This window comes from Anatilimnocola aquadivae (assembly GCF_049819085.1).
Lineage (GTDB): Bacteria > Planctomycetota > Planctomycetia > Pirellulales > Pirellulaceae > Anatilimnocola.
Genome location: NZ_CP187419.1, coordinates 2,021,464 through 2,035,491, shown reverse-complemented (window position 1 = coordinate 2,035,491; position 14,028 = coordinate 2,021,464). Strand labels below are relative to the sequence as shown.

The 14,028-nt window shown below is 60.0% G+C and carries 12 protein-coding genes; 5 read left to right on the top strand and 7 right to left on the bottom strand.

The genetic code is table 11. The features are described from left to right. Positions 1 to 69: 69 nt before the first annotated feature. The gene (locus tag NA78x_RS08100) at positions 70 to 990 is read left to right on the top strand and encodes a hypothetical protein (RefSeq protein WP_425617930.1); all 921 of its coding nucleotides are present in this window, start codon (positions 70 to 72) and stop codon (positions 988 to 990) included. Here NA78x_RS08100 and NA78x_RS08095 read toward each other — a convergent pair. From NA78x_RS08095 to NA78x_RS08085, 3 genes are all read right to left on the bottom strand, one after another. Continuing rightward, positions 938 to 1,558: a DUF4919 domain-containing protein gene (locus NA78x_RS08095; protein WP_425617929.1), complete on the bottom strand. Its 621-nt coding sequence runs from the start codon at positions 1,556 to 1,558 to the stop codon at positions 938 to 940. The genes NA78x_RS08100 and NA78x_RS08095 overlap by 53 nt on opposite strands. A 292-nt stretch (positions 1,559 to 1,850) precedes the next feature. Continuing rightward, positions 1,851 to 3,107 (bottom strand): threonine ammonia-lyase, encoded by a 1,257-nt coding sequence (gene ilvA, locus NA78x_RS08090; protein ID WP_425617928.1) that lies wholly within the window; start codon positions 3,105 to 3,107, stop codon positions 1,851 to 1,853. Between the two features lie 49 nt (positions 3,108 to 3,156). Next, positions 3,157 to 4,332, bottom strand: a complete 1,176-nt coding sequence (locus NA78x_RS08085; protein WP_425617927.1) for a L,D-transpeptidase family protein — start codon at positions 4,330 to 4,332, stop codon at positions 3,157 to 3,159. Between the two features lie 659 nt (positions 4,333 to 4,991). On the opposite strand from NA78x_RS08085, the gene NA78x_RS08080 reads away from it, so the two are divergent. Continuing rightward, entirely contained in the window at positions 4,992 to 7,214 is a 2,223-nt protein-coding gene (locus NA78x_RS08080; protein ID WP_425617926.1) for a DUF1549 and DUF1553 domain-containing protein, read from the top strand. A gap of 34 nt (positions 7,215 to 7,248) precedes the next feature. Beyond that, the gene (locus NA78x_RS08075) at positions 7,249 to 8,670 is read left to right on the top strand and encodes a DUF1501 domain-containing protein (protein WP_425617925.1); all 1,422 of its coding nucleotides are present in this window, start codon (positions 7,249 to 7,251) and stop codon (positions 8,668 to 8,670) included. A 12-nt stretch (positions 8,671 to 8,682) separates the two neighbouring features. On the opposite strand, the gene NA78x_RS08070 is transcribed toward NA78x_RS08075, so the two are convergent. Next, positions 8,683 to 9,144 (bottom strand): hypothetical protein, encoded by a 462-nt coding sequence (locus NA78x_RS08070; protein WP_425617924.1) that lies wholly within the window; start codon positions 9,142 to 9,144, stop codon positions 8,683 to 8,685. Positions 9,145 to 9,264: 120 nt separating this feature from the next. On the opposite strand from NA78x_RS08070, the gene NA78x_RS08065 reads away from it, so the two are divergent. Further along, complete coding sequence (locus NA78x_RS08065) at positions 9,265 to 10,197, top strand: cation diffusion facilitator family transporter (protein ID WP_425617923.1); 933 nt, start codon at positions 9,265 to 9,267, stop codon at positions 10,195 to 10,197. Positions 10,198 to 10,216: 19 nt separating this feature from the next. On the opposite strand, the gene NA78x_RS08060 is transcribed toward NA78x_RS08065, so the two are convergent. Both NA78x_RS08060 and NA78x_RS08055 read right to left on the bottom strand, forming a co-directional pair. Further along, positions 10,217 to 11,224, bottom strand: coding sequence for a hypothetical protein (locus NA78x_RS08060; RefSeq protein WP_425617922.1), 1,008 nt, complete (start codon positions 11,222 to 11,224; stop codon positions 10,217 to 10,219). A gap of 235 nt (positions 11,225 to 11,459) precedes the next feature. After that, the gene (locus tag NA78x_RS08055) at positions 11,460 to 12,452 is read right to left on the bottom strand and encodes a cyanophycinase (RefSeq protein WP_425617921.1); all 993 of its coding nucleotides are present in this window, start codon (positions 12,450 to 12,452) and stop codon (positions 11,460 to 11,462) included. 167 nt (positions 12,453 to 12,619) lie between these two features. Between NA78x_RS08055 and NA78x_RS08050 the strand changes: the two genes are divergently transcribed. Beyond that, positions 12,620 to 13,414 carry a segregation and condensation protein A gene (locus NA78x_RS08050; RefSeq protein WP_425617920.1) on the top strand — a complete coding sequence of 265 codons (795 nt, stop codon included), beginning with the start codon at positions 12,620 to 12,622 and terminating at the stop codon, positions 13,412 to 13,414. 77 nt (positions 13,415 to 13,491) lie between these two features. Here the strand turns inward: NA78x_RS08050 and NA78x_RS08045 are convergent, their stop codons facing one another. After that, a complete protein-coding gene (locus NA78x_RS08045; RefSeq protein WP_425617919.1) occupies positions 13,492 to 13,968 on the bottom strand; it encodes a GNAT family N-acetyltransferase in 477 nt (158 codons plus the stop codon). Positions 13,969 to 14,028: the final 60 nt, after the last annotated feature.

Below are 14,028 nucleotides of genomic sequence, written 5' to 3'. Positions count from 1 at the left end.
TTACTCTGGAAGGACGCTGATTCACGCCGCTCGCTTTCCAACTTCTTTCCAGCCAACTGCCGACCGCCCATGCCGATTCGTTTTGCCTGTCAACATTGCGGCCAGAAATTGAGCGTGGGCTCGCAAAAGGCAGGCACCAAGGCGAATTGTCCCCGCTGCAAACAGAGCGTACGAGTTCCCGGCGAACCAGTCGCGCAAGAGAAAGTGACCGCCCAGTCGATGCTGGTGATGACCGGCGAGCCCGAACCGGCTACGTTCGACGAACCCGCCGCACCGCCGATTTCGTTCCACTTGAATGAGCAGTCGAGCGAACAGGCCGAGTCGCCGCTCGAGACTTCGGAACTGATCTTCGATACGGGTGCTTCGTCGTCTTACGAACAACCGCATGAGCAGGTCGTGCAGCGGACAGACTACAACCTCATCAGTTTGCCTCGCTATGTGCTGTATGTGCAGGCTGGTTTGCTGGCCGGTGTGGCGATCGTCTGCTTTACTCTCGGCGCTTTGATGGGCTCGGCATTCTTTCGCGGCGAACCCGAAGTGGCCGCCGTCGCCAAGCCTTGCAAGATCAGCGGCTTCGTGCAAGTGACACAGGGCGTGACCAAGAAGGGCGACGAAGGAGCTGTCGTCTTCGTGCTGCCTCAAGAAGTGCAGAAGCTCGACGAGCGATCGCCGGTGGAAGGGTTGCGGCCGCAGGATTCATCGCCCGAAGAGAATCATCGCGGGATCTCGATCCTGCGCGGGATCGGCGGCGCATTCGCCAAGACCGACAAGACTGGCAAGTATGAACTGCAGGTTCCTCGACAAGGGAAATACTTTGTGCTGGTTGTCTCGCACGCCAAGCAAGGGAAGGCAGAAGACATTGACTCGCAGCACCTGCGCAAGATCGCCAGGTTCTTTGAGAATGCCACCGAATTGATCGGTGAGCAGAAGTATCAGTTCAGCGAGGCACAGTTCGTCGCGGATCGGAAATTCGACGTTTCGTTCGAATGACTCCTTGATCGCTTCGCCCAGCTTCGATTCGCTTCACTTCGACCAGCGGTATCGGCGACATCGTCTCTGCGGGCACAGGAATCAAGTCGCTGACGTTGAACCACAATTGGCTGCCATCGGCACAACTGAGCACGTCGTACGAGCGGCTACCGCGCTGCACTAAATGCTGTTTTTCGCTGCGCAGGCCAAGTAATTTGAGCACATCGTACTCGTCCGACAGCTGCGAAATGATGTAGGCCTTGCGACGCGTGCCGTCGCCAGTCGCCAAGATGCCTTGCAGGCAAGCGCTGAAAACCCAGCGTTCCATTTCGGCCTGTTCGGTCTCTCCCAGGCTCTCGTGCGCTTCAGCGGCGAAGTAGTGTACGCGCGGCGAAAGGGCAGCACGCGACTTCCAACCATGCACTTGTTCGATGACCGCAGTCGCTTCACCCGCAACAAGCAACTCACCGACGGACTGCAGTTCGGCGGGAGTCAGAGGCTCGACGTTCAACTGCAACCAGGCACTTCGCGCAGCGAGAAAGGTCGCGCGAGAGGGCAACGTGAGGAAGCGAGCGAACTCCTGAAACATAACAGCAACTCGACAAGGACCTTTGCACATCGCTTTGCGTGAGAAGTCCAACTCTCAACTCGGATGCAGACAAGTGAAACGACGTGCACTCAACTCACTGCACTGTTCAAAGTAATCGACGACCCCGCGTCATTGCAATTGCTAACCTTGCTTCGCGCGCAAGATTTCAAATCTTTTCTCGCGCACGTCATCGCGCGCACTCGAATGCGCGCGGATGGTTCATCATCGCGCGATGAACAGAAAGTTTACGAAGAGCATGCCTGATGACGGCGCTCGATGAGTGCTTGCGCGCTTACTCGCGACCCACATGCGCGAAGTGACGAATGCCGGCTGCAGTAAGTTGCCGATAGAGTTCGGTGAGATGCGCTGCATCGCGCGTTTCGACGGTGCAGAGCACATTCACCGCTACGACATTCGGTGCGCAGAAGGTGCGATCGTGCACGATGTCCTTCACGCTGACGCCCATCTCCATCAACATCGTTGCAAACTTGGCGAGACCACCGGGACGATCGCTGATCTCGGCGGTGAACCTCGCGAGTCGACCATCGGCGACGAGCGCCGCGTCGATCAAGCGACTGAGAATGGTCAGGTCGATGTTGCCGCCGCACAACAACAGGGCAACCTTTTTGCCAGCCAGTTCGGGCAACTTGCCACTGAGGAGTGCGGCCAGCGAAGCAGCTCCGGCTCCTTCGACCACGCTCTTCTCCAACTCCATCAAACGCACCACAGCCAAAGCCAGTTCCGATTCGCTGACGGTCACGATTTTGTCGATGCGTGACTTGGCGATTTGCACGGCGAGCGCCCCCGCTCGCGACACCGCGAGACCATCGGCCAGCGTGGGCTGAGTGACCACATCGACGGGCGAACCGGCCTCGATTGCCGAGGAAAACGCGGTTGCATTGGCCGCCTGCACGCCGATGACGGTGACATCGGGTCGCAGCGACTTGATCGCCAGCGAAACTCCCGCCACCAGCCCGCCGCCCCCCAGCGGAACGATGATGGCATCGACATCGGGAACTTGTTCCAGCACTTCCAGCCCCAGCGTGCCCGCACCGGCGATCACTCCCGGGTCGTTGTAGCCATCGACATAAGTGAGGCCCTGTTCTTTCTGCAGTTCACTGGCCCGCTGCTTGGCTTCGGCAAAGCTGCTGCCGTACACAACGACCTTCGCTCCAAGTTTTCCGCAATTGGTCTGTTTAATCAGAGGGGCATAGGTCGGCATCACCACGGTTACGGGAATGCGCAGCAAGCTGCCGTGATAAGCGAGGGCCAGCGCGTGATTGCCAGCGCTCGCGGCGATGACACCTTTTCGCTTGGCCTCGTCACTGAGCAGCAGCAGAGCGTTGCGGGCACCACGTTCTTTGAACGAACCGGTTCGCTGCAGGAACTCGAGTTTGCAGAAGGCCTCGCAGCCTGTCAGTTCGGCCAGCGGCACGCTCAGCGGGCATGGAGTGAGCGCGATGCCAGACTGGATGCGCTCGCGGGCAGCCTGCACATCGGCAAGAGACAAAGACTTAGTGGATGAGGATTCAGCGGATGAGTTGCTCATGCCGCGATCATAGCAATTTTCGAACCCAGGCCGGAAGAACCGGCGCGCACTATGGCTTGATCGTCACTTCCGAGTTCAAACTCAAAATGCTCGCCAAGTCCTGCGCATCTTGCGGGCTGAAGCTGACACAGCCGAGGCCAGCCGCAGTACCGCTGCCATGCAACGAAACATTGCTGCCGAGATCGATCCACCAGCCACCGTAAGGATTGGCAGGATCGGTCGCGGCCAATTGTCGGCCATCGCGACCGATGTACGTCTTATCACGACTCTTCTCGCGCACTTGGTACACACCCGGCGATGGTCGCTCGTCACCCACGGTGAACGAGAACCTGCCAGCATAGAGTTGCCCAAGGAATAGAGTCAGTTCACCGGCAGCGAGATTGATCTCTGCGCGAAACGGACCGGGAATGACTTTCAATTCAGTGCCAGGAATCAGCACCGCAGAATCTTTGACGACGGCCGCGTTGATGTTCATCAGCAACTGAGCGTCAACCTTGTACATGCTCGATACGTCATAGAGTGTCTGCGAGCGGCCTTGCACGCGATACGGTTCGGCAAGCAGATGTTCGTTGCTGTAGATCACCTTGCCAGCCAGCGCGTCGAGCCAAGTGAGCAACTGGGTTCGCTCGGCGTGGGCGAGATGTGGATTGGTAGCGAAAGGAGACAGTTCGACGAGCGCGTCGCGGAACTTGCCATCTTGCACGTGACGTTCGACGTTCGTCCACGCCCGCTTCAACTTAAACGCTTCAATCGAGGGACTAGTGCTCGTCGCATCCGCGGTTGGGGGATCGCTGGATACCTCAACCGTGGGCTGAGTGGTAGCGGCGGGCGCAGGATACGGCGCGGTGCTGGCAGGTGCTTCGTAAACAGGTGGGGCCGGTTCCGGCGCAGGAGCAGGCGCGGTGAACGGCGCGGGCTGAGTGTGTTGATGGTCAGCAATGTCCACGAGCGGTGGCACGCTGCGATCGGGAATGGCGAAACCAGCGGCGGCATTGGCTGGCGGAGCACCTGGTGGTGGAGCCGCGGGCGTCAAGAACGGTGCTTGAACCACACCGGGAGCCTGGTCGGTCGAGCCGAAGTCAATGGCCGGTGGTTTCATCTCCGCCAGTTGCTGCTGCGAGAAATTGCCGGAGGGCGACTTATCGGGAGCATTCAGCGTGACGTAAACCCCGTACAGCACGCCGGCCAGCACGAGAATAACGCAAGTCGATTTCAGCGAGTTCACATCCGTCCTCCCTGACTAACATCAAGCTTGCACGTTGCCTCATGCCAGCTGGCCTCCCCGCACATCTTTGCGCAAAGGAAGCCTGCCCGGTCAAGCCTGACTCACCTGGGGCACGATAGCGAAAGGAGAAAGAACGTCAAATAGCAAGTTTGCGAATGCGTGGGATTGAAATTGAGCATTTGGCGTGGTCCAGCGCCGGTGATGGCCAAGCAGCGACGTTCATGGGGGGCGAAACCGCCCTAAAGTCTCCCTTTGCAGGGCGACTGGACCATTACGAACCAGCTAGGGTAAGGTTTCAGCTTGACAGCGTTACGGGGCCCAGTAGGCTAATTCGTTGCAGTCCTGCCGGTCTGGGTTCCCACCCGGACCGAGTTCCCCGCTGCCTGAATCCCACCCAGTTGTTTGCCTGCGGTTTCCTCTCCCGGAATCACCCTTTGCAATCGTTGGGGCGAAGCGCCGTTTCGGATCGTCGCTCTCGCTGGGCTTTGGTTGAGGTGATCGCACGCACAACTCGCAACGGGCGTTGAGAGCGCGGACGATCTGAACGCCCTTGGACCACACCGTCGCTGACTCGGCGTCCCCCGCCATGGAACTGTCCGCGACCTACTCCGCTTGTAGTCATGTCAACAACTCCGTTGGACAGCCGGTACGTTCGGCTGATGTTGTCGTGCGCCCTTCTCGGGTACCTCGGCTGCTGCGCGCCGCAGGCTACTGCCGAGGACTGGCCCTTTACACCGCTGCAAGCGCCGGCCACTCCCGCTGCCTATAGTCATGCCGAAGCCGATTCGGGCATTGATGGCTTCGTGCTGGCCGAGCAACTGAAAAAGGGAATCGATCTGGGCCCCGAAGCCGATCGACTGACCCTCATTCGCCGCGCTACGTTCGACCTCACCGGCCTGCTGCCCACTCCGGAAGAGTGCGACGACTTTCTCGCCGACCGCTCGCCCGATGCTTACGAGCAACTGGTCGACCGGCTCCTCAACAGTCCGGAGTTTGGTCAGCGGTGGGCTCAGCATTGGCTCGATGTCGTCCGCTATGCCGATACCGATGGCTTCAAGCTTGATAAGACCCGCCGCGATGCCTACCGCTATCGCGACTACGTGATTCGTTCGTTCAACACTGATTTGCCCTACGATGAATTCTTGCGACAGCAATTGGCCGGCGACGAACTGGCACCCAGCAGCCCCGATGCACAGATTGCTACCGGCTTTCTGCGACTATCGCCGGAAGAACTCAACGGCAGCGACTATCGGCAAATTCGCCAGGAATTGCTGGACGATATTACCGATGTGGTCGGCCAAAGCTTTCTCGGACTCACCTTTGGTTGTGCTCGATGCCACGATCACAAGTTCGATCCCATCTCGCAAAAAGAATACTTCCAGCTGCAGGCTTTCTTTTCAGCCATCGCCCACCAAGAGTCGGTGCTGGTGCCCGACGGCAGCGAGCAGGATCAAAAGTACGACAAGCAGCTAGATGTCTGGGAAGATGCCACCGAAGACGTGCGTCGCACCATGAACGCCATGATCGATCCGTACAAGACGGAGATCAACGCCGAGATCATTCCCACGCTCGACGACGAAACGCAAGCTGCCCTGAAGATGGCCCCCGAAGAGCGTGATCCGCGGGCCCAGCAACTGGCGGCGCTCGCAGAGAAGCAGCTGCGATATAAGTACACCAAGATGCATCGTCGGCTGCCGGACGACAAACGCGCGCAGTATGACGAACTGACCAAAAAACTGGCGGCGTTCGACAACGTGCGTCCGCAGCCTTTGCCTACTGCGATGACGGCCACCGATATCGGCCCGCGAGCACCAGCGACACGCTGCCTCGAGGGGGGCGATTATAAGAAGCTGGGCGAAGAAGTTCAGCCTGGCTATCTGGCGGTCCTCTCCAAGGAAGAGCCAGACATCGTGCCGCCCAGCGAGCGCCCCAATAGCACCGGCCGTCGGGCGGCGTTTGCCCGTTGGCTCACGCAACCCACGCATCCGCTCACCGCGCGAGTGATGGTGAATCGCTTGTGGCAGCATTACTTTGGCCGCGGCATCGTTGGTACCCCGAATAACTTTGGCATCATGGGCGAGACCGCGCAGAATCCTTCGCTGCTCGATTTCCTGGCCGTTGAACTGGTCAGTGAAGGTTGGCGGCTGAAGGAAGTCCATCGCGAGATCGTCAGCTCGGCCGTCTATCGGCAGTCTTCGATTTCCGATCAAAACCGCCTGCACGAACGGGCCGAAGACGTCGACCCCGAGAATGAACTCCTCTGGCATGCTCCGCTGCGCCGCCGCGATGCCGAGTCGCTGCGCGATGCCGCCCTCATCGCTGCCGAAGACATGAACACGCAGATGTTCGGCCCCAGCGTGCTACCGGAGTTGCCGGTCGCTTTGCACGAAGATCGCTACGCCTGGCAACCGACGCCCGAACGCGATGCTCACGTTCGCCGCAGCGTCTATTTGTTCGTCAAGCGAAACCTGCAGTACCCGCTCTTCACCGCCTTCGATCATCCGAACCGCGTTGCCACGTGTGCCGCACGGCCAGCGACCATCGGCGCACCGCAAGCGCTCCTGCTGCTTAACGGTGAGTTCCTGCGGAGCACTTCGCGCCGGATGGCGGGCGACTTGCTCATCGAAGCGAAGGGCATCCCGACTCAAATGGTCGAGCAAGCTTATGACCGCACCTTCAACCGTTCACCCGAACCGCAAGAGCTACAAGCAGCGCTCACTTTCCTGCGTGAGCAGAGCCAGCGAATCGCCCAAGCAGGCAGCCCGCCTGTGACCTCGCAGCCCGAACCGCTGCCGGACGGTTATTTGCCTGCCCAAGGCGCTGCCCTCGTCGATTTTTGCCAGGCTCTGCTGAACTCAGCCGAGTTTGTGTACGTCGACTAAATGATGTTTCGCACCGAAAGTAGCCCGGAATTTCATGCACTCTCCCTTCCCAACCAATCGCCGTGACTTCCTTCGCCAGGCTGGTGGAGGTCTCGGCGCGCTCGCACTGGCCAGTTTGCTGGCCGATGAATCGCGCGGCGCGGGGAGCAAGGTGATTCACTCGCAGGCACCGAAAAAGCCCCATCATCGCCCCAAGGCAACCAATGTCATCTGGCTGTTCATGGATGGTGGGCCGAGTCACATCGATCTTTTCGATTCCAAGCCAGCGCTGGCTAAATACGCGGGCAAGCCTTTGCCGCCCTCGTTCAAGAAGCCGCAAACGGCGATGAACGCGACCGCTCATACGCCGCTGCTCGCTTCCACTCGCAAGTTCCAGCAGCACGGCGATTGCGGACACTGGGTGAGCGACCTCTATCCCGAGATTGCTCGTCACGCCGACGAGCTTTGCCTGCTGCAAGGCTGCCAGTCGGAAGGGCTGACGCATGTGAATGCCGTTTGCCAGATGAATACCTGCAGCCAGATTGCTGGGCGACCTTCGCTGGGCGCGTGGGCCATGTATGGTCTCGGCAGCGAGAACGCTGACCTGCCGGGCTTCGTAGTTCTCACCGATTACTCGACCGATCCGCCCGGGGGCAACCAGAACTGGAACTCCGGCTTCATGCCGGCCACCTATCAAGGGACGCGACTGGCCACGGGCAAGACTCCCATCCTGTATGCCGAGCCACCACCGGGCGTGAGCGATGCCCAGCAACGCGCCAAGATCGACTTCATCAACGGACTCAGCCGGCAGTATGCCGAAAAGCGAAGTGGCGAAGATCGCCTCGACGCGCACATCGCTTCGTACGAACTGGCCTTCCGGATGCAATCGAGCGCTCCGGAAGTGGCCGACTTCTCGCGCGAGTCGGCTGAGACGCTGGCCCTGTATGGCTTCGGCAACGAGACCACGCAGCGGAACGCTCGCAACTGCTTGCTCGGCCGCCGACTCGTGGAACGGGGTGTGCGCTTCGTGCAGATCTACATGGGCAGCGGCACGCAGTGGGACGCGCACTCAAACCTCGATTCGAATCATGAAGCCAACTGTGCCGAAACCGACAAGCCCATCGCGGCCTTGCTGGCCGACTTGAAACGGCGCGGTCTGCTCGATACGACGCTCGTCGTGTGGGGCGGCGAGTTCGGCCGCACGCCCATGAGCGAAAGTGGCAACGGCCGCGATCACAATCCGTTTGGCTTTACCTGCTTTATGGCCGGCGGCGGCGTGAAGCCCGGCTTCAAGTACGGCGGTACCGACGAGATCGGCCTGTGGGCCACCAGTGGCCAGGCTCACGTCCGCGACCTGCATTCCACCATCTTGCATCTGCTCGGTGCCAACGAAGAGTCGCTCACGTTCTTGCACGACGGCCGCGACGAACGGGCCAGCGTCATCGGCGGGCATGTCCTCAAGGACATCATCGCCTAGCAATGGCCCTGCTTAACCACCTGGAATCAACTCTTCATCCAGGTCGTCATCGTCCACGTCCCAATTCGCCCAATCCTTTGGCAATACAATCTGCCTGCGAAGCTCCGTCGCGTCGTTGCCGTACTTGTCTACCAGCAACACCACGAGACGTCGACCATGCAATGGCACGTGCAGAGCCGGATGCAGATCCAGCAGTTTTCGCAGGACTCGCTGAGCCTCGACGACGTTTCGTTGCGCGTGCTCATCGTCATTAACTCCGATGGGAAGCGCCGCGATAATCAGAGACGTGTTCCAACGGCTGAGCCGAAAGACGACTCCGTAGTGAACGACGCCGTACCCACGCAAGAGCCGTTGCTCCACCGTTTTTGGCTCAAATGACGCGATGAAATTGCGGATCGCGCCAATCCATGAGGTGGCAGCAACTTCAGTTGCCGCAGGTGACTCATACGGATTGGGAAGATCGTTACCAGCCATACGCAATAACATAAGAAGCGGCTGGTGCTCCGTCTAATGCCTCTGCTGCCCTTTGCCGCTCGCCCGCTCGACTAGAATAAAAGTGACATCAGACCGTCACACCCTCGAACCAGTTGCTGCATGGCGCATTCCCACGCTCACGACAATCAATCGCACGCTCATGGCCACAGCCATGCGCCGGCCAGTTTTGGCCGGGCGTTTGCGATTGGCGTCATGCTCAATTTGGCATTCGTGTTTGTCGAAGCGGGCTTTGGGCTTTGGTCGCAGTCGTTGTCGCTGCTGGCCGACGCGGGACACAACCTGAGCGACGTATTGGGCCTGTTGCTGGCCTGGGGCGCGAGCGTACTCGCTACTCGGCAGCCCACCGCGCGGCGAACGTACGGCCTGCGGCGGTCGTCGATTCTCGCGGCCCTGCTAAATGCCATCATTCTGCTGATCGCCGTCGGTGGCATTGCCTGGGAGGCGATGCACCGCTTCTTTCAGCCTCAGCCCGTCGCCAGTGGCATCGTCATGATCGTGGCCGGCATCGGCTTTCTTGTGAATGGCTTCACGGCGTGGCTCTTTATGTCAGGACACAACGACCTGAACATTCGCGGGGCGTTCTTGCACATGGCGGCCGATGCCGCGGTCTCGCTCGGCGTGGTGGTCGCGGCGCTGGCGATGATGCTCACGGGCTGGCTGTGGCTCGATCCGGCAACCAGCCTGGTGATTGTCGTGGTGATTACCTTCGGTACCTGGGGACTGCTTCGCGAATCGCTCGACCTGGCTCTCGATGCCGTGCCGGCGGGGATCGACCCCGACCAAATCACCGCTTACCTGCAACAGTTGCCCGGTGTTGTCGCCGTACACGATCTGCACATCTGGGCGATGAGCACGACCGAAACGGCTCTTACGGTCCACTTGGTCAAGCCCGATGCCACGCTCGACGACGCGCTGCTCGCCCGCATTCACCGCGAACTGCACGACCAGTTTGGCATCGAGCACACCACCGTCCAATTCGAACTCGGTGACGCCGATCATCCCTGCCGACTTGCGCCGCACAATGTGGTGTAGAGGTGTGCCTGGCTGCAGATCACCAAACGTACTCAATGCCCGCAGTCACGCCGTGGTAGAAGAGGTCGCCGGTATAGACATTGGCTGCGAGGAGCGACGGGTTGCTGATGCTGGCGGCGGCGTTGTCGCTGGCGAGGCCCAGGTTGCCGAGAAAGAGCAGCTCGTATCCCATGCGAAAGGCAAACTGTTCTGTCACGTGATAGCTCGCGGTGACGCCCAGTTCGCCCACGAAGGCGGCGCGCGTTTCGGTCGTGCGGAAGCCACCAATAGGCCCGGGCCCAAACTCAGCGATGCCGCCGTCGGCAATGTTGGCGAAGATGCCCGCTTTGCCGATCGCATTGATTTGCCAAGGACCGCTGCCATCGATCACCAGGTAATCGAGGCCCAACTGCCCGCCGTACATGTGGTTGTTGTATTCGTATTCGCTGCGAGCGACGGGCCCGATGCGATAGTTCATCTCGTCCTTTAGCTCAATCCAGCGAAACCCAGCCAGCCAGGTGAGCCGCTCCGAACAGGCCCGCCGCCAATTGATTTCCGTGTTATCGAGCGAGGTAACGTAGCGTCCAGAGATCGCCGTGCCGCCGGGACCAGTGAAGCCAGCGCCGATGAAGCTACTGGGCGAGACCAGCGCTGTTGTCGCGATCGAATCGATACCAAAGAAACGCACTTGCAGCGAATCACCATTCGCCAGCCGGCGCGTGAGCGCGAGGTCGATCCCGCCGTTCCAGCCGAAATCGAAGTCGCCGCTGGAAGAGATAGGGACCAATGCTGGATTGGTGGCGACGATGGCTCCGCCCCCCGGCGTGCTACGGCCGAGGAAGATGGCATTCGCCGAGACGTGCCAATCGGGCAGGCAGCAGTCCAGGCCGAGATCGCAACCGCAGCCAGGCGCTTCTTCCGGTAGATACACCTGATTCGTCGGCTCGATTTCTTGAGCAATCGCCGACGATTCCATTGCCGGCGACACCGCACCGGCTCCCAGGCCCAGCCACAGCGCAGCAGTCCATACAGACCGTAACAATCCCATCGCGCACACTCCATTGCCCGCCGGTAAGAGACGACCGCTCGCGTTGGGGCGATCATTGCTATCGTCATCGACGCCAGCACGGGTTCCCGTAGTGAGAATGTCGTTGGCGCCGGACCGGCGGCATGTCGAGCGGGAGGCTCACAATCGGCACAGCCTACGGAGGCGGCGCAACGTCGCACGGAGCCCTCTAGTCGACTCCCTGGTTGGTGGAGAAAACACCGCTACCGTGATCGGTTCACCGCGACAGTGCGATCTCCTCATAGGCAATGCTGGTGATGCCGCGGGCGTTGCGTGTGAGGAAGGCTGTTTCGCCGGGAGTCATTTCGGTCCAGGTCATCGTGCGGCCGAAGCGGGACTTGAGAAAGACGTGCACCGCGCCGGTGCCGACCACTTGCAGTTGATTGCCGCGCACGACGAGCCCGGTCCGTTCTTCCACACCAAGGCCGATCATCTGCTCGCCCGCACCACGTCGCCCGGCCAGTTCGTCCAGTTGCTTCGAATCTCGCAGCAGGCCCGTGAAGCGTTCGAGGCGTCCGTTGCGGCCATCAAAGTGTTGCTCGACAATCGCTCGCGTCATCAATCCAAAGCCATGCGCAGGAACCGCTGTTACCGGCGCGGCAGTGTAGGAGCGATCCTCCGAAAAGGTCATCACCTCGGGAATGGCAGCCATGCCGGCCGAGGTGCCACCGACCGCGCCGCCCCGCTCAAGCACGCCGCGCAGCAGCTTTTGAAAGCGAGTCTGCCGGGGGAAGTTGCCGACGAAGCGATAGTTGAGTCGCGATTGCAGACCGCCGCTGAACCAGACACCGGTCGCGGTTTCTAAAGGCCTGGTGAACTCAACATCGTCCGCATCAGCAGGATCATCGGTAAAGAGGAACTGAAAACTGCGAATGCGGCCGTTCCGCGCGAGGGCTGGCCAAGAGCCATAGCGACTTCCCACAGCAGCCACGAACGTCTCATCGCTGCTGTACCACTCGCGGCGAAAACCAGCACAGGGCACAAAGACGATGCGCGCGTTCTTGCCACCGGCCAGTTCGACAAAGCGCTCAAAGGCATCATCCGTCACTGCGCCGCCGCCATGCAGCAAGATCGAGCCAGGCTGACCCGGATCGCGGGGCGTCGGCATCCCCAGCAGACTGTCTTGAGCCCGCGCGGGCCACGCGGATGTCGCCAGCAACACCATTCCTAGCGCGAAACCAAAGCATCGAAACGTCAGCAGGTGAATCACGTTCCACTCCTTTGCGAGAATACCCGTTAGCCCCGCGCCATTAGACCCATTCGCCATCAGGCCGGCGAACTTATTCCCTGCCACAACCGGCGCTGCACGGTTTCGCCATTCGTGGGATAATACGCCCGTGGTGGGAGATTGGTTGGTTGCTTGCACCGAAAGCTGCAATGGATTTTCGCGTTGATCTCGATTCCTTTCGCGGGCCGCTCGACCTGCTGCTGTACCTCGTGCGCAAGCAGGAAGTCGACCTGACCGAAATGCCGATCGCGGTCATCACCGAGCAGTACCTGCAGTACATGGACGTGCTCGAGCAGCTCGACGTCAACAGCGTGGCTGACTTTCTCGACATGGCCAGCATGCTGATCGAGATCAAATCACGAGCCGTGTTACCACACGGTGGCGAAGAGGTCGAAACCTTCGACGACCCGCGCGAGAACCTCGTACAAAAGCTGCTGGAGTACAAGCAGATCAAAGATGCGGCCAGCATGCTCGAAGAACGAGGTCGCGACTGGCAACGTCACGTCTCGCGGCTCGCCAGCGACTTGCCCCCGCGCGAAATCGCCCCCGCCGATCAACCCATTCATGAAGTGGAACTGTGGGATCTCGTCAGTGCGATGGGACGCATCCTACGCGAGAAGAAGGCCAACAAGCAGGCCACCATCACCTACGACGAGACCCCGATCCAGGTCTACATGAAGCGGATTCACGAAAGGCTAACCGCTTCGCAGCGCGCCGCCTTCAGCGAAATGTTCGCCCCGGGTATGCACAAGAGTGCCATGATCGGCGTGTTTCTCGCCGTGCTCGAACTCGTGCGCCATCACAGCGTGCGAGCCGAGCAAAACGACATGCACGGCGAAATCTGGATCGTCCCCGATGCCGAATTCGATCCCACCAAAGAGATCATCGCCGTCGACAACTACGACAAGCCCATCTCGGACGACATGCCCGTGCAAGGCCGTTAACGGGCATCTTTCCTGTCCTTAGTGGGATAGGCTTCCAGCCTGTCAGCCTTTTTCCGCAATTCACACAGGCTAAAAGCCTACGCCGCGTGAGTGTCGGCTGGAGGCGTATCCTGCCTGTCTGCAGCCCGCATGTAGTACACATCCCACTCGTCTTCTCGCATCTGTGCAAACCCATGTCGCTGATAGAAGCGATTCGAGGCACTCTCGCGCAGTGCGTTTAAGTGAATCGGCAGTTGTAGCTCATCAGCGGTCGCCAGAATCCGCTGCATCACTTGGGAGCCAATACCTCGCGACTGCTCCTGCGGCAGAACATACAAGTGATCGAGTATAAGGCAGCCTTCAGCGGGCCGCAGTGTATAGAAGCCGTTACGCTTCTCGTCGATCAAGATAAGTTGGGTATGCGCGGGATAGAACGAGTTCCGCAATCGCTCGCGGGCCCGCTCCGGATTGAAACGCCCCACACGTTCCAAGCTCTCGCGCATCGCGGCAATCCGAATGGCAACGAGATCGTCAAAGTCTGCGAGCGTAACCGCCGTGTAAGTTAGTCCGTGCATCCTTGTGCTAAACACCTCCGGCTCAATCCGTTGCAAGAAACAAACAAGCCCCGCTCAGTA